Here is a 17,394-nt window from a genome sequence, read left to right on the forward strand (position 1 = left end):
CCGGGGCGGGTGGTTGCGCTCGGCGGGGCGGCGAGAGCCGGAGGAGCCAAACGTGCAGTTGTGCAATCTTTGCAGTCGTGCATACAGTGCAGTCATGCAGACCGCACCGACGTCCCTCCGCGAACGCAAGCGCGCCGAGACCTGGCTCACGATCCACCAGGCGGCCGCCGCACTGGTCCGCGAGAAGGGGCTCCACCACGCGACCGTCGAGGAGATCGCCGCCGCGGCGGGAGTCTCGCCGCGGACCTTCTTCAACTACTTCACGACCAAGGAGGAGGCGATCCTGGGGCTCGTGCCCCCGACCGTCTCCGACGAGGCGCTCGCGGCCTTCCGAGCCGAGACCGAGGGGCCCGCGTTCGAACGGGTCGTGCGGTTCCTGCTCTCGATCCTGCGCTCGACGCTCCACCCTGGCGTGCCGTTCGCCGAGCGCAAGGCGCTCGTGCGGGAGCACCCCGAGCTGCGCAAGCACGCCATGGGCTACGTCTCCCAGGTCGAGGGGCTCGTCAACGACCTGCTGTCCGACCGGGCCGAGGACGGGACGGGGTTCAGCGAGCTCGCGTCGCTGGGCCTGCCCGACAGCCCCGACACCGCGCGGGCGCTCCTCATGCTCGCCGGCACCATCATGCGCTTCGCGTACTCGCGCAACCCCGGCACCGCCCTGAGCGACGCCGACGCCGAGGCCGACATCGGCGAAGCGATCACCATCTTCCGAGAGGTCTTCGAGGCCACGCTATGACCACCACCCCCCGAGCCGGCACACCGGCACCCACCCGAGGCGCGACGACCACCCGAGGTGCCGCGCCCACCCAACCGTCGTCCCCGGACGCCCCGGCGGCGACCCCGAAGGACCGCGGCATCGTGCTGCTCTTCCTGGGCCTCATGGTCACGATGCTGCTCGCGTCGCTCAACCAGACGGTCCTGTCGAGCGCGCTGCCCACCATCGTGGGCGAGCTCGACGGCGTCGAGCACATGAGCTGGGTCATCACGGCCTTCATCCTGGCCTCGACCATCACCATGCCGATCTACGGCAAGATCTCGGACGTCCTGGGGCGCAAGCCCTTGCTGCTGACGGCGATCCTGCTGTTCATGGCGGGTTCGGTCATCGGCGCCGTCGCGGGCGACATGAACCTGCTCATCGTGGGCCGCACGGTCCAGGGCCTCGGTGGCGGCGGGCTCATGATCCTGTCTCAGGCCGCGATCGCCGACGTCATCCCCGCCCGTGAGCGCGGCAAGTACATGGGCATCATGGGTGCCGTCTTCGCGGTCTCCTCGGTCGCGGGCCCGCTGCTCGGCGGCTGGTTCACCGAGGGTCCCGGCTGGCGCTGGGTCTTCTGGATCAACATCCCGCTGGGCGTCGTCGCGGCGCTCGCCGCGATCTTCCTCCTGCACCTGCCCAAGAAGGCTCGCAGCGCCGAGCGCGTGCGCCACGACTACCTCGGCATGGCCCTCATGGCCGTCGCGACCACGGCGCTCGTCCTGGTCGGGACGTGGGGCGGCTCGCAGTACGCGTGGGGCTCGGCGACGATCCTCGGCCTGATCGCTCTCGCGGTCGTGGCGGCCGTCGCGTTCGTGCTCGTCGAGAGGCGCGCCGACGAGCCGATCATCCCGCTGCACCTGTTCGCGGACCGCAACTTCACGGTCACGACCATCGCGGCCCTCGCGACGGGCATCGCGATGTTCGGCGCGATCGGCTACATGCCGACCTACCTGCAGATGGCGACCGGGGCCAGCGCGACCGTCGCGGGCCTGCTCATGATCCCCATGATGGGTTCGCTGCTCGTCACCTCGGTCGTCACGGGGCAGATGGTGTCGCGCACCGGGAGGTACAAGGTCCTCCCGATCGTCGGGTCGCTGATCCTGGGCGTGGGCCTGGCCCTGCTCTCGACCGTCGAGGCGGACACCGCGACCCCGATGATCTGCGTGTTCCTCGGGGTGATCGGGATCGGGCTGGGCAGCAGCATGCAGATCCTCACGCTCATCGTGCAGAACTCGTTCCCCCTGCGCGAGGTCGGGACCGCGACCGCGGCCAACAACTACTTCCGCCAGGTCGGCGCCACGCTGGGCTCGGCCGTGGTCGGCAGCGTCTTCATCGCTCGTCTGACCACGCTCCTCGCGGAGAAGTTCCCGCAGGGCACGGGCTCGGCGGGCGGGACGGGCTCGCTCACCCCGGACCTGGTCCAGTCCCTGCCCGACGGCGTGCGCGCCCTCGTGATCGAGTCCTACAACGAGGCGCTCGTGCCGCTCTTCCTCTACATGGTGCCGCTCGCGATCATCGCGGCGATCGCCCTGTGCTTCGTCCACGAGAAGCCGCTCGCGACCTCGGTCGAGCACGAGATCGCCGCGGAGTCCCTGGCCGAGGGCCAGCTCCTGGTGACCGACGCCGACGCCGACGGGGCGAGCGACGCCGTCGGGCGGGGGGAGAACGTGCGCGCCGGGGCGCGACCCGAGCGGTAGCCGGACCCGCACACGCGACGAAGGGTCGCCCCGACACCGTGTCGGGGCGCCCCTTCGTCGCGCTCGGGCTCGTCAGGCGGTCGTGGCGCCCGCGGTCGCGAGCTCCGGTGCCGGGCGGTCCTTCGCGAGCTCCTGGTAGGACTTGTGGTCCGTGAAGAGCTCGTCGCGCAGCGGGTTGCGGCGCTTGGTCACGATCACCTTGACCTGGTAGACGGCGACCGCGACGTTGGCGAGCAGCGAGATCAGGCTGACCACGAACAACGCCGTCGGGTTGTGCGACGAGTCGACCGCGAACGACGAGTCCGAGACGAACGTCGGCACGGCCATCGTGAACATCATCCAGAACGCGAGCGTGTGGGCACGGTGCTGGAGCCAGGCGCCCTTGCGCAGGAAGAACGCCGGGATCGTGCAGCTGATGAGCAGCGCGGCGCCCGCGTAGAACGCGTGGTCGCCCACGCAGTTGTAGACGTACGCGAAGTTCCACAGGTCGTACGCGATGATCCAGAACCACATCATGTCGGGCCAGACCATGTCGCGGAACCGGTCGCGCGTGATGTAGATGCCGGCCCAGCCGCAGATCGTCAGCAGGTTCAGGATGCCTGCGATGCCGTTCATGATGTTCCACGAACCGCCGACCATGAACACGCCGTCGACCATGCCGTCCATGCCGTAGACCTGGAAGTCACGAATCACGGCCTCGGCGATGTTGAGCGCGAGGATCGCCGGGGGGAACAGCAGGGCGTACTTCATCGCCCCGACGCGCTTGTTGTAGCGGATGAGCATGAAGCCGATGCACCCGGCGAGGGCCGAGTACACCTTGACCCAGTGGAACCAGGTGCCGGTCGAGGACCCTGCCCCCGCGGTGTGGGGCCAGACGAAGATCGTCAGCAGGACCGGCAGGACGACGAAGATGCCGATCGCGGCGGTCTTGGACCAGCGGACGAGCTCGTTGAGGCCCACGAGGGCAGCGAGCACCACGAACCACATGACGGCCGCTTGCCAGGGGATGGAATCGAAGAGGAACACGTCGCTCCCTTTCTCAGGACGACGGGACGGCTCGTGGCCGCCCGGGGTGGAGGACGGTGCGCCAGGTGAGCGAGCCCGGTCCCGGCGCACCGTCGGGTTCCGGGCCGTCGCGTCACTCGGTGTCGGAACGCGCCTCCTCGAGGTGCAGAACCTGGCGCACGATCGTCACGAGCACGGCGTCGTCGACCTCCGGGGTGTTCCGGGCGAGGCCGACGAGCCCGTAGACGAGGACGTAGAACGTCTCGGGCACGTGCTCGATGCCGATGTGGTGCCTGGCCGCGTAGGCCTCCACGGTCGTGGCGCCGATGCACTCGACCACGGCCCGCACGGCCCGGTCGAGGAAACGGTTGTACAGCCCGGCGCTCTCGGTGCGTTGCATGTCGTCGCGCAGCGGGGCGACCGCCCGCAGGTGCCTGCGGAACATCGCGATGCAGTCGACGAGGGCCTTGTCGACGTTCCCGGGCTCGCGCGCCGCGTCCCACGCGCGCACGGCCTCGACGAACTCTGCGACATAGCCCTCGAGCACGGCGTCGACGAGAGCGTCCTTGTCGGGGAAGTAGTAGTAGACGAGCCCCCGGGCGATGCCCGCGCGCTCGGCGACCTCCTTGGTCGAGGTCCGGGCGATCCCCTGCTCGGCGAACAGCTCGCGGGCGGCGTGCACGATCTCCTCGGCACGAACCTCGGGTGCTGAACGTCGCCTCCTCGGCGTCGTCGCGTCGGTCATCGGAGCCCCTTCCTGAGCTGATAACTGGACGCTAGATCCACTATTGACACAGCGTCAACAGTGTTCGACCAGGTCAGGACGTTGGTCCCGGGCTTCGGGGCCCAACGGCCCGTCGCGACGGGCGCTCGGGGCCACGACGTGAGACGAGCGGTGGGCGAGGGCGGACGCCGGCGCCCCGGGACCTGACGGTGTGCGACGGTGGAGGATCGACGTCGGCACGATCAGCGAGGAATCCATGAGCGGTGAACCCCAGGTCGGGGCAGAGCTGAGGGCCCTGCGGGAGCACTTCACGCGGCTGATGATGACGTACCGGTTCGGCATGGACGAGGTGATGACGAAGATCACCATCCTGCGCGACGAGTTCGCCTACGCCCACGAGTACAACCCGATCGAGCACGTGTCCTCGCGCCTCAAGTCGCCGGAGTCGTTGCTCGCCAAGGCCCGTCGCAAGGGCGTGGACCTGACGATCGAGGCGCTGCGCGCGGAGATCTTCGACATCGCGGGCGTGCGCGTCACGTGCAGCTTCGTGTCCGACATCTACACGGTGCGCGACATGATCGCGGCCCAGCGCGACGTCGTCGTCCTCGAGGAGCGCGACTACATCGCGCACCCCAAGGGCAACGGGTACAAGAGCCTGCACCTGATCGTCGAGGTGCCCGTGTTCCTGTCCGACCGGGTGCAGCCCGTGGTCGTCGAGATCCAGATCCGGACCATCGCCATGGACTTCTGGGCCAGCCTCGAGCACAAGATCTACTACAAGTACGACAAGGCCGTGCCGCAGCGCCTCCTCGACGAGCTCAAGGAGGCCTCGCTCGCGGCCTCCGAGCTCGACGCCAAGATGGAGCGTCTGCACGAGGAGGTCCTCCAGCACTCGCGCGACACCGCGGTCCTCCGCCCGGGGACGGAGAAGATGGCAGGTCCGTTCACGCCGTCGTGGGAGCTGCTCGACTCCTACCTGCGCGGCAGGCCGGGTGCGACCGACGCCGAGCCGGCAGGCTAGATCAGCGTCTCGACCGCGATCCGCACGGTGTCCCCGACGTCGACCCCTTCACGGCGACGTACCGCGGCCTTGACGGGCAGGACGAACGTCTTGCGCTCGGCGTCGGGGAAGACCGACGTGGACCAGCGGGACTCTCCGAGCGTGACCTCGACCTTGACCGAGCCGAACCCGGCCGGGGGGAGCGGGGAGTCCGCGATCTCGTCGCTCACGTCGGTCGGCAGGGCGGCGAAGACCCACGTGTCGCTGCGCGCGGTCCATCGCCACAGCTCCGCCTCGAACTCGTACCTGGTGCCGGCCATGCGCCCATGATGCCGGGCGGCACCCACAGCGAGCGGTCCGCGCCGCGGGCAGTCGCGCCATGATGCTCCCCGACGGCCCGCACCACCGGCTCCAGACGGTCTGACGACTCGCCAGCCCTCGCGCCCGGGAGCACCATGGAGGCATGAGGGCCATCTGGAAGGGTGCCATCACGTTCGGTCTCGTCAACGTGCCGATCAAGGTGTACTCGGCGACCGAGGACCACGACGTGCCGCTGCACCAGGTGCACGACAAGGACGGCGGTCGGATCCGCTACCAACGGCGGTGCGAGGTCTGCGGCGAGGTCGTGGCGTACGAGCACATCGACAAGGCGTACGACGACGGCGAGCGCACGGTCGTGCTCACGGCCGAGGACCTGGGGGCGCTGCCCGCCGAGCGCAGCCGCGAGGTCGAGGTCGTCGAGTTCGTGCCGAACGACCAGATCGACCCCATGCTCCTGGACCGCAGCTACTACCTCGAGCCGGACTCGTCCTCGAACAAGGCGTACGTGCTGCTGCGTCGCACGCTCGAGGAGACCGACCGGACCGCGATCGTGAAGTTCGCGCTGCGTCAGCGCACGAGGCTCGCGGCGCTGCGCGTGCGCGACGACGTGCTGGTCCTGCAGACGCTGCTGTGGGCCGACGAGGTGCGCGAGGCCGCGTTCCCGACGCTCGACGAGCCGGCGAAGGTGAGCGCCAAGGAGCTCGCGATGTCGTCCCAGCTCGTCGAGTCCTTCGCGGCCGACTTCACGCCCGAGGAGTACCAGGACGACTACCAGGCCCAGCTCCGCCAGCTCATCGAGGCCAAGATCGAGAAGGGCGAGGCCCTGGACACCGCCGAGACGTTCGGCGAGCAGGAGGAGAAGGGCGGCGACGGCGCCGAGGTCATCGACCTCATGGAGGCCCTGCGCCGCAGCGTCGAGAGCTCGCGCGGCAAGAAGTCGGGTGACGCGAAGGGCGAGAAGCCCGCGAAGGAGGCGGCGTCGTCGGGCAGCAAGAAGAGCGCCGCAGCCACGAAGAAGACCAAGGGCACGACGGCGTCGCGCGCCTCGGACGGCAAGGCCGCCTCGACGAAGGAACCCGCGAAGAAGACGACGCGCAAGAAGGCCTCGGCGTGACGTGCCGCGGCGTGCCAGGCTGACGCCATGACCCACGACCAGCCCGAGAACCCCGACCACGCCCGCACCGTCCGCTTCATCGCGGAGGCCGAGCAGCACGAACGCGAGCTCGTGCTCACCCGCTTCACGCACGACGACGCGTGGCGGCTCGGCTGCCTGCTCGTCGAGCTCGCGGCCGAGCGGTCGCTGCCGATCACGATCGACGTGCGCCGCGGACCGCAGCAGGTCTTCCACGCCGCGACCGAGGGGACCACGCCCGACAACGACACGTGGGTCCAGCGCAAGGTGCGCGTGGTCGAGAGGTTCGGTGCGTCGTCCTACCTCATGGGCCTGCGGGCCAAGGCCAAGGGGACGACGTTCACCGCGCAGCACGAGCTGTCGCTCCAGGAGTACGCGGCCCACGGCGGGGCGTTCCCGCTGCGGGTCGAGGGCGTCGGGGTGATCGGCGTCGTGACCGTGTCGGGCCTGGCCCAGCGCGACGACCACCTGCTCGTGGTCGAGGCGCTCGGGACGTTCCTGAAGACCGCGGCCTGACGCGCCCCACGGCCGGTGCGCCCGACCGGGCGCGCCGACCGATGAGTTCGCCGGCCCCGGCCGGTCGGACCAGAAGAGCGTGACGCACCGCGCGCCGCGCGGGAGGAGGAGAACGATGCGACCGATCGTCCCGAGCCTGTGGTTCAACGGCGGCCTCGAGGAGGCCGTGGCCTTCTACACCTCGGTGTTCCCCGACAGCACCGTCGGCGACTCCCTGAAGATGCCTGACGGCACCCTCGTCACCATCGACTTCACGTTGCAGGGGCAGCCCTTCAACCTCATCAACGGTGGCCCCGACCACCTGTTCCCGTTCAGCGAGGCCGTCTCGTTCATCGTGCGCTGCGAGGACGAGGCCGAGGTCGACCACTACTGGGACGCCCTGCTCTCGGGCGGCGGCACCGAGTCGCAGTGCGGCTGGCTCAAGGACCGCTACGGGCTGTCGTGGCAGGTCGTGCCCGTCGAGTTCGAGGAGCTCGCGCAGTCCGACGACCAGGAGGCCGTGGCGCGCATGATGGGCGCCATGATGCAGATGATCAAGCTCGAGATGCCCGCGCTGCGGGCGGCCTTCGAGGGGAAGCAGCCCGCGGACGCCTGACGCCGCGGGGGCGAAGATGCTCGGCCCTCGTCCCCGCCGGCACGGGGACGAGGGCCGAGGTCTGTGGTGCGTCAGCCGCGGCTCAGCACGACGTCGCGTCGTAGGGCGCGGCGAGGGTCGACGTCGCGCCACCGGCGGTCACGTCGAACGAGACCTGCCCGGCCGCCACGGAGGCGGAACGGGTCGCGAACCGCTGCGACGCGCTGCGCCCGGGTGCCAGCCCCGCGAACGCCTTGGTGCCGGCGGTCGAGCGGATCGTGACGTCGAGCGCCTCGTCCCCGGCGTTGACCGCACGGCCCGTGAGGTGGACCTTGCCGGCGACGCACTGCGCGCTCGCGGTCACCTCGACGGGGCCGACGGGCTGCGCGGGCACCTCGAAGGGTGCGACGTCGACCTGCCCGGTCACGGCGAGGTCGCCGTTGGACGCTGCCACCGTGACGGTCCGCCCCGCGAGCGAGCCCGCCGCGACGTCCGCCGCGGTGAGGGTGCGCCGCACGGTGCCGCACGCGGCCTCGGCTCCTGCCGCGAGCTCGGGCAGCGTGCACAGGCCCGCGACCCCGACCCCCGTGAGCCGCACGTTGCCGGTGTTGCGCACCGTGACCTGGTTGACCACGACGTCGCCCGCGTTCACCGAACCGTTCGCGTCCGTGTCCTCGACCGTGGCCTCGCCGGCGGTGACGGCGAGCGAGGGGCGCCGGTCGACCAGGTCGACGGGCTCGCCCCTGAGTGCGACCGACGAGGCCTGGTCGGCGTTCATGAACCAACGGGTCTCGGGGACGAAGAAGCCGTCCGCGAGGTCGCCCGCCGTCACGACGCGGTATGCGAGCGCGCACAGGTAGGTGCCGCCCGAGGGCAGGCTGCTCCAGTTGCACCCAGGGGACAGGTTCGTCAGGTTGCCGGTCGCGGTCGAGCGGTAGGCCGTGGTGCCGGTGTTGTAGACGCGGAACGAGTAGGGCACGCGCTCGCCGAGCGTGTACGGCTGGGCCGCGACGTCCCGGTCGGTCGTGTACTTCCCGAACACCGCGAGCGAGGTCACGGGGCCCGCGGGGCCGCCGGTCACGGTCACGTAGCCGTAGGCGCGCGCCTGCGTGCCGTCGGCTGCGGTGAGGACGCTCTGGACCCGGACGGGGTTGTTCGCGGTGGTCGCCGCAGCGGTCGCGGACGCCGTGAGCGCGACCTGGACCGTGGCGGTCTGGCCGACCGCGAGCGCCGGCACGTCGACCGTGGTCGCGCTCCAGCCCACGGGGGCGTCGATCGTCAGGCGCGAGGCGCCGAGCGGCGCCTGGTTCTGGTTCGTGACCTTGACCGGTACCTGCACGGTGCCGCCCGTCGCGACGGTCGTGTCCGGCACGACGGTCGACGCGCACGTGGCGTTCAACCATTCCTGGTCGAAGCTCGCGAACGAGATCGCGTTCATGCCCTGCGTCTCGTACAGGAGCCCGAACCGCCCGTCGCCGAGGGGCGAGAGCGTCGAGTAGGCGCCCGAGCCGGGGTTGACGACCCGGAAGCCGGGCCAGGTCGCGCCGTCGTCGCACGAGAGGCGCACGGTCACGTTCTCGCGGCCCGTGGTGCTGTTGGAGTTGCTGAACAGCAGCATCTTCGCCTCGGCCGAGCCCTCGGGGGCGTCGGGGTGAAGGCGCGAGATCGAGCCGTTGTTGGTCGGGTCGGGGAGCTGGCGGTCGAGCGTGACAGGGCCGTAGGTGTGCCCGCCGTCGGTCGAGAACGCGACCTTGCGGTACTTGCTGCCCGCCGAGTCGCGCGAGTTCATCATGACGCGTCCGTCGGAGAGCTCGACGGACTTGTTCTCGTCCATGCCCGTGCCGAACGCCTCGCCGTGCGCCCAGGTGGCGCCGTGGTCGTCAGAGTAGACGCTGTAGGCCTTGTAGGTCCCGCCCGTGCGGGCGGTGAACTGCTGGACCAGGCGTCCGGCGTGCTCGCCGTAGCGCAGCTGGATGCCTTCTCCCGACGCCGCGAAGATGCCGGCCCACGACGGGTCCTTGGCGCCCTCGGTGATGACGCGGCCCTCCCAGGTCTCGCCCCCGTCCTCGGAGACGCTGACGGCGGCGTGCAGGATCTGCCGGTTGGTCGGGTCGACGCCCGTGGCCGACCCGCCGAAGCCCTGGTCGAACGACTTCACGTGGAAGTTGAAGATCGTGCCCGTCTCGCGGTCCACGACGTAGGACGGGTCGGAGAACCCGTACTTGTCGGGGGACGAGTTCGTCCCGTGGCCCGCGGCCACGACCGTCGTGGGCTCCCACGTCGCACCGCCGTCACGGCTCACGCGCTGCAGGATCGAGTTGGGCTGCGGGGCGTCGCCCGCGTTGAACGGACGCCCGTCGTACGAGGCGAGGATCGTGCCGTCGTTCGTCGTGGTCAGCGCGGGGATGCGGTAGTTCGCGTAGCCGCCCGTACCGCCGACCGCGAGGGTCTGCTCGGAGAACGTCCCGGGCCCGTCGGTCGCGGCGGGCGGGAACGGGTCGAACGCCTGGGCGCTCGCGGCCGGGGCGACGAGGAGCAGGGACAGTCCGGCGGCGAGCGCCGGTCGTGACCTGCGGTTTCGTGCGCGCGCGGGCGGCGCTGGCAGCGCTGCGCTCGGCGGGGTGGATGGGTGCAGTGGCATCAGATACTCCTGGCATCGTCGGGTCAGAGCTCTTGCTGTCGTGCTGCACGGTGCGGTCCTGCGGTGGCCGTGCCCGTCCCGGGCGCGGGGCGGGCACGGCGCGGACCTCCGCCTCGGCACCGAGTCGGGTGCGGGGGTCCGGTCTGTGGTGCTCCTGGTGCGAGGTGCCCGACGGCGGAGCGGACGTCGGGCGGGCGGGTGCGGGACCGTCGTGGTCCGGCGGTGCGGGGCCGGGGCGTCCGCGGCGGTGCGGGCGTCCCGGGGTGGGGCTGCGTCGGGTCGGGTCGGTCGTGGTCGGGCGGTGCGAGCCCGGCGCGGAGAGAGGGAGGGGGCGGGCGTCAGGCCGTGAGGGCGTCGACGAACCAGCCGGTGATGCTCGTGGGGTGGGTGATCGCGGTCCCCACGACCACCGCCCACGCGCCCGCGTCGAGCGCGGCGCGCGCCTGGGCGGGGGAGTGGACGCGGCCCTCGGCGATCACGGGCACGTCGAGGCGGTCGACGAGCTGGGCGAGCAGCTCGAGGTCCGGCCCGTCGGTGCGGGGACGCTCGCCCGTGTACCCGGACAGCGTCGTCCCCACGACGTCGACCCCGGCGTCGCGGGCCGCGAGCGCGTCGTCGAGGCTCCCGCAGTCGGCCATGACGAGCGCGGACGTGTGCTCGCGCAGGCCTGCGACGGTGTCCGCGAGGCTCAGGCCGTCGGGGCGCGGGCGCCGGGTCCCGTCGATCGCGACGATCGTGGCCCCGGCGCGGGCCACGGCGACAGCGTGGCGCAGCGTCGGGGTGATGAAGACGCCGTCGGTGCCGTCCTTCCAGAGCCCCGTGACGGGCACCGTGATCCCGAGCTCGGTGAACGCGTGCGTGACGTGCTCGACGTCCGCGACGCCCTGGACGCGGATGCCCACCGCGCCGCCGCGGACCGCGGCGAGCGCGACCTGGGTCATGGTCCGCGGGTCCCGCATGGCCTCGCCGGGATAGGCCTGGCACGAGACGACGAGGCCGCCGCGCACCGCGACGAGCGGGTCGGTGGTCACCGGCCCCGCGGTGGGTGCGGGGGCGGTCGACGGACGGTCGGTCACGGGATCCTCCGGGAGGCGAGAGGGGACGGTTGTCACGGTGCTGCGAGGGAGGCGAGCGGTGCGGCGGGTGTCTCGCGCGCCTCGTGCGCGACGAACGCGAGCCGGGCCGCCCCCAGGACGGCGGCGTCGCCGCCGAGGGTCGCGGTCACGACGGGCAGGCCGTCGAGCGCGGGCATGAGCTCGGACGCGACCGCGGCGGACATCGTGTCCCACCACAGGCTCCCGGCTCCTGCGAGGCCGCCGCTGATCACGACGACCTCCGGGTCGAGCATGTTCGCGACACCGCCCACGGTCCGGCCCAGGGCCGTGGCCGCGAGGACCACGGCCTGGTGCGCGACCGGGTCGACGTCGGTGAGCTGGCACACGACCCGGGCCGTGGCGACCGTGGCGTCGCCGCCGAGGCGCAGGTACAGGGCGTGCAGCGCAGGTCCCGACGCGATCGCCTCGAGATGCCCCGAGCGCGAGCACGTGCACAGCAGGCCGGCCGCCTCGGCCGCGGGCAGGTGGCCCAGGTGCCCGGCCACGTGGCGCGCACCGTGCTGCGGCGTGCCGTCGAGCAGGAGCGTGGCCCCGACCCCGGTGCCGGCCGCGACGACGAGCGCGGTCCGCGTCCCCGCGCACGCCCCCAACCAGTGCTCGCCCAGCGCGTGCGCGTGCACGTCGTTGTCGGTGTGCACGGGCAGGCCCGCCGCGGGGCCGCCCGCCGCCGCGAGGCGAGCACCGATCCCGCCCGCGAGGTCGGCCCCGGCCCAGCCCGTCAGGGCGTCGGTCGCCGCCACGACGCGGCCGCGGCCCGAGTCGATGACCCCGGCCGAACCGATGCCCACCCCGACCAGCACGTCCGGTGCGCCGGACGACCCGGGCGCGTCGGCGCCGTCGGGCAGGAGGAGCGTGACCAGACGTGCGACCGCGTCGAGGATCGCGGCCGCCCCCTCCCGGGCCGGGGTGGGGACCCCGGCCCGGGCGAGGACCGTGCCGTCGTCGCGGACGAGACCCGCGGCGATCTTGGTACCGCCCAGGTCGATCCCGACGGCGGTGCGGTGGCTGGTCGGGACGCTCACAGCAGCCCGGCCTCCGCGAGGATCACCTTGATCTGGTCGACGACCTCGCCCTCGAGGGCGGGAGCCGGGGTCGTCATGACGTTGGACCCGATCACGCCCAGGAGCTGCAGCGACGTCTTGAACGCGCCCAGGCCGCTCGCGCCGCCGCTGTAGCCGCGGGGCTGGAAGACGATCTCGAACAGCGACGCGAGACGGTCCTGCTCGTCGCGGGCCCGGACCCAGTCGCCGGCCTGCGCCGCGTCCCACAGACGCACGTAGCCCGCCGGGTCGACGTTGCCGAGGCCGGGGACCACACCGTCGGCGCCGAGCAGCAGCATGCCGTCGACGACGACCTCGTGACCCGTGAAGAGGCGCAGCGGGCTGCCCGCGGCACGGTTCGCCGCGACCAGGCGCCGGAAGCCGACGTCGTCACCGCTCGAGTCCTTGACGCCCGCGATGACGCCCTCCGAGCCCAGGCGGACCAGCATGCCCAGGTCGAGCTTCGAGTGCACGCACACCGGGACGTCGTATGCGAACAGCGGCAGGTCGCTCGCCGCGGCGACGCCCCGGAAGTGACGCTCGATCTCGTCGTCGTTCGTGCGGATGTACAGGGGAGCCGTCGCGACGACCGCGTCGACCCCCGCGTCCTGCGCCCGGCGGACCTGGTCCGCGACGCGGCGCGTCGTCAGGTCGATCACGCCCGCCATGACGGGCACGCGGCCTGCGGTGATCTCGACCGCGGCCTCCATGACCTGGGAGCGGCGCGCGTCGTCGAGGTACGCGACCTCTCCCGACGAACCGAGCACGAACAGGCCGTGCACGCCCGCGTCGAGCTGGCTCGTGATGAGGCGCTCGAACGACGCGCGGTCGAGCTCGCCGTCGGCCGTGAGCGGGGTGACGACGGGAGGGATGACACCGGAGAAGGTGGTCGTGGTGGGCACAGCGGACTCCAAGGATGGTGCGGTGGTGCCGGGCGGAAGGCTCCGCCCGGCACCGGGTGGATGGTGGACCGTCAGAGCAGCGTCGGCGCGGCGCCGAGCAGGGTCCGGGTGTAGTCGTTCGTCGGGCGGTCGAAGACCTCCTCGGCCGTGCCCTCCTCGACGACCTTCCCGAAGTACATGACCGCGATGCGGTCCGAGACGTACCGGACGGTCTGGATGTCGTGCGAGATGAACACGAGCCCGAGGTCCAGGCGGGCCTTGAGGTCCGTCAGGAGGTTGAGGACCTGGGCCCGCACGGAGACGTCGAGCGCCGACGTGGGCTCGTCCGCGACGATCACGTCCGGGTCGAGGGCCAGGGCACGGGCGATCGCCACGCGCTGGCGCTGACCGCCCGAGACCTGGCTCGGCAGCACGTCGAGGGCCGACTGGGGCAGACCCACGAGGTCGAGAAGCTCGCTCACGCGACGCTCCCGATCCCGGGGGGAGCCGATCTGGTGCACGTCGAGCGGGTCGCGCAGGATGTCGCGCACGAGCATGCGGCCGTTGAGAGCCGTCGACGGGTCCTGGAACACGATCGAGATCGCGCGCCCGAACTCCTTGCGGGTGCGGGCGTTGCGCTTGAGCACGCTGCGGCCGTTGAACACGACGTCGCCGCTCGTGGGGGCCTGCAGACCCACCATGACCTTCGCGAGCGTCGACTTGCCGCAGCCCGACTCGCCCACGATGCCGATGGTCTCGCCACGGCGCACGGCCATGTCGACCCCGGCGACCGCGTGGACGCGGTCCGGGCGGAAGAGCTTGCCCGTGCGGGCCTTGTGCACCACGTGCACGTCCTTGAGCTCCAGGACGGGAGTCTTCTCGCTCATCGGGCACCTTCCTGGACCAGGAGACCGCTGTCGGTCGACTCGGTGTGGCTGGCGTAGCGGTGGTCGGTCCCCGGCAGCGTGCGCAACGGGGGACGGGGCACGAACGCGTCCTGCGGCCGCGAGGACCGAGGGGCGAAGCGGTCGCCCGTCGCGAAGTCTCGCGGCGAGGGGACCGTGCCGGGGATCTGGTGCAGGCGCTTCGCCCCCGACTCGATCGACAGCACCGCCCCGAGCAGCCCGCGCGTGTACTCGTGCTGCGGGTTCATGAGCAGGCTCGGCACGGGTGCCGACTCCACGACCTGGCCCGCGTACATGACCGTCACGCGGTGCGCGAGCGACGCGACGAGCGCCAGGTCGTGGCTCACGAAGACCATCGCGAACCCGAGCTCCTCCCGGAGCTCGTTGAGCAGGTCCACGACCTGCTTCTGGACCGTGACGTCGAGGGCCGTGGTCGGCTCGTCGGCGACGACCAGGCGCGGGTCGCGCGTGAGGGCCATCGCGATGAGCACACGTTGGCGCTGCCCGCCCGAGAGCTCGTGCGGGTAGCTCTTGAGGGTGCGGTCCGCGTCGAGGCCCACGAGCTCGAGGAGCTCGACCGCGGTGCGCGTCCCGCCCCTCTTGACGAGCTGGGCCATCTGCGAGCGGATCAGCATGGACGGGTTGAGCGAGCTCAGCGCGTCCTGGTAGACCATGGCCATCTCGTGGCCGCGGAGCGCGTTGCGGCGCGCCGGGGTCGCCGTGAGCAGGTCGACGCCGTCGAGCAGGATCTCTCCCGTGACCTGGGCGGACGAGGGCAGCAGGCCCATGACCGCGAGGCTCGTGAGCGACTTGCCGCAGCCGGACTCGCCGACCAGCGCCATGGTCTCGCCGGGACGCACCGAGAAGCTGATGTCGTCCACGACGGCCACGTCGCCGTGCCGTTCGGGGAAGCGGATCGAGAGGTTCTTGACCTCGAGCAGCGGAGCCGCGTCGCCCGTGTAGACCAGGCGGTCCGTGCGGGCGGCCTCGACGACGCGCAGGCGCTCGAGCTGGACCGCGAGGGCCTCGCGCTGGGCGGCAGCCGCCGCGATCGCGATCTCCGGGTCGGGGATCACCGAGGTGTCGGCGACGAGCTCGTCGAGCACGCGGGGCTCGCGCAGGTCGGCGCCGCCCGTGTACTCCAGGGGCGCGTCGGCGTCGGGCTCGGTCAGCGGGTCGGTCGCGTGCGCTGCGTCCTCGGCGGCGGCGGCGGCGGCGCGAGCCTCGGCCGGCTTGCGAGCCGCGGGGCGGACCATGGCGTCCGTGAGGCCCTCTGACAGGACGTTGAGCGAGAGGACCGTCAGGAGGATCGCCATGCCGGGGAAGAACGTCGCCCACCAGCCGCCGTTGAGCAGGAGGTTGCGGCCGTAGGCGATGACGTTGCCCCACGAGGGCTCGGGGTCCTGCACGCCCGCGCCGATGAACGACAGGCTCGCCTCGAACACGATCGCGTCGGCGACCAGGACGGTCGCGAACACCATGATCGGGGCGATGCAGTTGCGGGCCACGTGCTTCATCAGGATCAGCGAGGTCCGCGCGCCGATGACCTTCTCGGCCGACACGTAGTCCTCGCCGAACTGGCTCAGGACGTTGGCGCGGACGATGCGGGCGATCTGCGGGGTGTAGAGGAACGCGATCGTGAAGATGAGGACCGGCAGGGACTTGCCCCACACGGCCACGAAGACCACGGCCAGGGCGATTCCCGGGAAGGCCATGATGATGTCGAGGATGCGCATGAGCGTCTCGCTCACGGCCTTGTGGGCCGTCGCGGCGATCGAGCCGAGGATCGCACCGGCGACCAGGGCCACGGCCGTGGCTCCCAGGCCGATCACGAGCGAGTAGCGGGCCCCGTAGACGATGCGGGAGAAGATGTCGCGGCCCGTGCGGTCCGTGCCGAACCAGTGCTCGCCCGACGGCGGCTGGGCCGGCATGCCGGACTGCAGCGGGTCGTAGGCCGCGACGAGCGGGGCGAAGATCGCCAGGAGCGCGACCAGGAGCACGAAACCGAGGGCGATCTTGGAACCCAGGGGGAGGGCCGCGAGGCGCAGGCCCGGGCGGGACAGTCGTTCTGTCAGCTTCCGACGCATGTCACACCGTCCGGATTCGAGGGTTGACGACGAGGTAGAGGAGGTCGACCAGGATGTTGACGACCACGAAGGTCAGGGCGACGGTCAGCGTCACTCCCTGCACCAGGGCGGTGTCGCTCGCGGTCACGCCGTTGAGGATGAGCTTGCCCATGCCGGGCAGGTCGAAGATGACCTCGATGATGACCGCGCCACCCATGAGGTAGCCGACGCGCAGGCCGAGCACCGTGATGGGCGTGATGAGCGCGTTGCGCAGGACGTTGCGCCCGACCACCACGCCGCGGGGCAGGCCCGAGCCGATCGCGGTCCGCACGTAGTCGCGGTCGAGCTCCTCGACCATCGCGGTGCGGACCACACGGGTCAGTGACGCCGCGACCGGGATGGCGAGCGAGAGTGCGGGCAGGAACATCGAGGCGAGGAACTTCCCGAAGTCGTCCGACGGGTTCGTGTACCCGCCCGACGGGAACCAGTCCAGGCGCAGCGAGAACTGCTGGATGAGGAGGATCGCGAGCCAGAACGACGGCGTCGCGACGCCCGCGATCGACAGGACGCGGATGGCCTGGTCGGGCCAGCGGTCGCGGTAGAGGGCGGCGGTCACACCGAGCACGAGCGCGAGCACGACGGCGATCGCCAGGCCCATGAACGTGAGCTGGAGCGTGAGCGGGAACGCGTTGGCGATGAGCGCGTTCACGGGCTGGGAGGGCGGGACGGTCATGCCCATGTCGCCGCGCACGAGGCCGGCCAGGAAGTTGCCGTACTGCACGAGCATCGGGTCGTTGAGCCCGTTGGCCGCCCGGTAGGCCTCCTTGGCCGCGTCCGTGGCGGACTCGCCGAGGGCGTTGGTCGCCTGGTCGCTGGGCGCGAACTGCATGACGACGAAGACGAGCAGGGTGATGCCCAGGATCATGACGGGCAGGGCGACCAGGCGTCGTCCGGTCAGTCGTAGGAGCGCGGTCACGCGGTACTCCTCGGGGTCGGGGTGGGTGGCGGGGGGGCAAGAGC

Annotated in this window: 16 protein-coding genes; 6 read left to right on the forward strand and 10 right to left on the reverse strand. The window is 71.5% G+C overall.

The features are described 5' to 3' along the window. Positions 1 to 94: 94 nt before the first annotated feature. Positions 95 to 736 (forward strand): TetR/AcrR family transcriptional regulator, encoded by a 642-nt coding sequence (locus ACZDYF_RS12440; RefSeq protein ID WP_204809481.1) that lies wholly within the window; start codon positions 95 to 97, stop codon positions 734 to 736. After that, a complete protein-coding gene (locus tag ACZDYF_RS12445; protein ID WP_475057164.1) occupies positions 733 to 2,454 on the forward strand; it encodes an MDR family MFS transporter in 1,722 nt (573 codons plus the stop codon). The genes ACZDYF_RS12440 and ACZDYF_RS12445 overlap by 4 nt, the downstream gene beginning before the upstream one ends. Before the next feature lie 72 nt (positions 2,455 to 2,526). On the opposite strand, the gene ACZDYF_RS12450 is transcribed toward ACZDYF_RS12445, so the two are convergent. Both ACZDYF_RS12450 and ACZDYF_RS12455 read right to left on the reverse strand, forming a co-directional pair. Next, on the reverse strand, positions 2,527 to 3,480 hold the full coding sequence (locus ACZDYF_RS12450) for a DUF5692 family protein (protein ID WP_387481733.1): 954 nt from the start codon (positions 3,478 to 3,480) through the stop codon (positions 2,527 to 2,529). 112 nt (positions 3,481 to 3,592) lie between these two features. Further along, positions 3,593 to 4,204, reverse strand: coding sequence for a TetR/AcrR family transcriptional regulator (locus ACZDYF_RS12455; protein WP_475057166.1), 612 nt, complete (start codon positions 4,202 to 4,204; stop codon positions 3,593 to 3,595). 235 nt (positions 4,205 to 4,439) lie between these two features. Here ACZDYF_RS12455 and ACZDYF_RS12460 point away from each other — a divergent pair, with 235 nt between their 5' ends. After that, positions 4,440 to 5,204 (forward strand): GTP pyrophosphokinase, encoded by a 765-nt coding sequence (locus ACZDYF_RS12460; protein WP_191788940.1) that lies wholly within the window; start codon positions 4,440 to 4,442, stop codon positions 5,202 to 5,204. Here the strand turns inward: ACZDYF_RS12460 and ACZDYF_RS12465 are convergent. Beyond that, the gene (locus ACZDYF_RS12465) at positions 5,201 to 5,503 is read right to left on the reverse strand and encodes a DUF1905 domain-containing protein (RefSeq protein ID WP_364072581.1); all 303 of its coding nucleotides are present in this window, start codon (positions 5,501 to 5,503) and stop codon (positions 5,201 to 5,203) included. The two genes, ACZDYF_RS12460 and ACZDYF_RS12465, sit on opposite strands and share 4 nt — an antisense overlap. Before the next feature lie 143 nt (positions 5,504 to 5,646). Here ACZDYF_RS12465 and ku point away from each other — a divergent pair, with 143 nt between their 5' ends. The 3 genes from ku (at position 5,647) to ACZDYF_RS12480 (ending at position 7,747) form a co-directional block, all read left to right on the forward strand. After that, a complete protein-coding gene (gene ku, locus ACZDYF_RS12470; protein WP_475057172.1) occupies positions 5,647 to 6,618 on the forward strand; it encodes a non-homologous end joining protein Ku in 972 nt (323 codons plus the stop codon). 27 nt (positions 6,619 to 6,645) lie between these two features. Next, a complete protein-coding gene (locus ACZDYF_RS12475; protein ID WP_475057176.1) occupies positions 6,646 to 7,152 on the forward strand; it encodes a heme-degrading domain-containing protein in 507 nt (168 codons plus the stop codon). Positions 7,153 to 7,267: 115 nt separating this feature from the next. Next, positions 7,268 to 7,747, forward strand: a complete 480-nt coding sequence (locus tag ACZDYF_RS12480) for a VOC family protein (RefSeq protein ID WP_191788944.1) — start codon at positions 7,268 to 7,270, stop codon at positions 7,745 to 7,747. A gap of 82 nt (positions 7,748 to 7,829) precedes the next feature. Here ACZDYF_RS12480 and ACZDYF_RS12485 read toward each other — a convergent pair whose 3' ends face one another. From ACZDYF_RS12485 to ACZDYF_RS12515, 7 genes are all read right to left on the reverse strand, one after another. Further along, positions 7,830 to 10,367 carry an exo-alpha-sialidase gene (locus tag ACZDYF_RS12485; RefSeq protein ID WP_475057178.1) on the reverse strand — a complete coding sequence of 846 codons (2,538 nt, stop codon included), beginning with the start codon at positions 10,365 to 10,367 and terminating at the stop codon, positions 7,830 to 7,832. Between the two features lie 338 nt (positions 10,368 to 10,705). Continuing rightward, entirely contained in the window at positions 10,706 to 11,398 is a 693-nt protein-coding gene (locus tag ACZDYF_RS12490; protein ID WP_475057202.1) for an N-acetylmannosamine-6-phosphate 2-epimerase, read from the reverse strand. Positions 11,399 to 11,475: 77 nt separating this feature from the next. Beyond that, a complete protein-coding gene (locus ACZDYF_RS12495) occupies positions 11,476 to 12,504 on the reverse strand; it encodes an ROK family protein (protein ID WP_204809468.1) in 1,029 nt (342 codons plus the stop codon). After that, positions 12,501 to 13,424, reverse strand: a complete 924-nt coding sequence (locus ACZDYF_RS12500; protein WP_191788946.1) for a dihydrodipicolinate synthase family protein — start codon at positions 13,422 to 13,424, stop codon at positions 12,501 to 12,503. Before ACZDYF_RS12500 ends, ACZDYF_RS12495 begins: the two co-directional genes overlap by 4 nt. A 71-nt stretch (positions 13,425 to 13,495) precedes the next feature. Next, complete coding sequence (locus ACZDYF_RS12505; RefSeq protein ID WP_191788947.1) at positions 13,496 to 14,290, reverse strand: ATP-binding cassette domain-containing protein; 795 nt, start codon at positions 14,288 to 14,290, stop codon at positions 13,496 to 13,498. Beyond that, positions 14,287 to 16,395, reverse strand: a complete 2,109-nt coding sequence (locus ACZDYF_RS12510; protein ID WP_475057181.1) for a dipeptide/oligopeptide/nickel ABC transporter permease/ATP-binding protein — start codon at positions 16,393 to 16,395, stop codon at positions 14,287 to 14,289. Before ACZDYF_RS12510 ends, ACZDYF_RS12505 begins: the two co-directional genes overlap by 4 nt. 1 nt (position 16,396) lies before the next feature. After that, positions 16,397 to 17,299 carry an ABC transporter permease gene (locus ACZDYF_RS12515; RefSeq protein ID WP_475057205.1) on the reverse strand — a complete coding sequence of 301 codons (903 nt, stop codon included), beginning with the start codon at positions 17,297 to 17,299 and terminating at the stop codon, positions 16,397 to 16,399. Between the last annotated feature and the right edge of the window lie 95 nt (positions 17,300 to 17,394).

It is taken from the genome of Oerskovia sp. PE-21s (assembly GCF_056158145.1).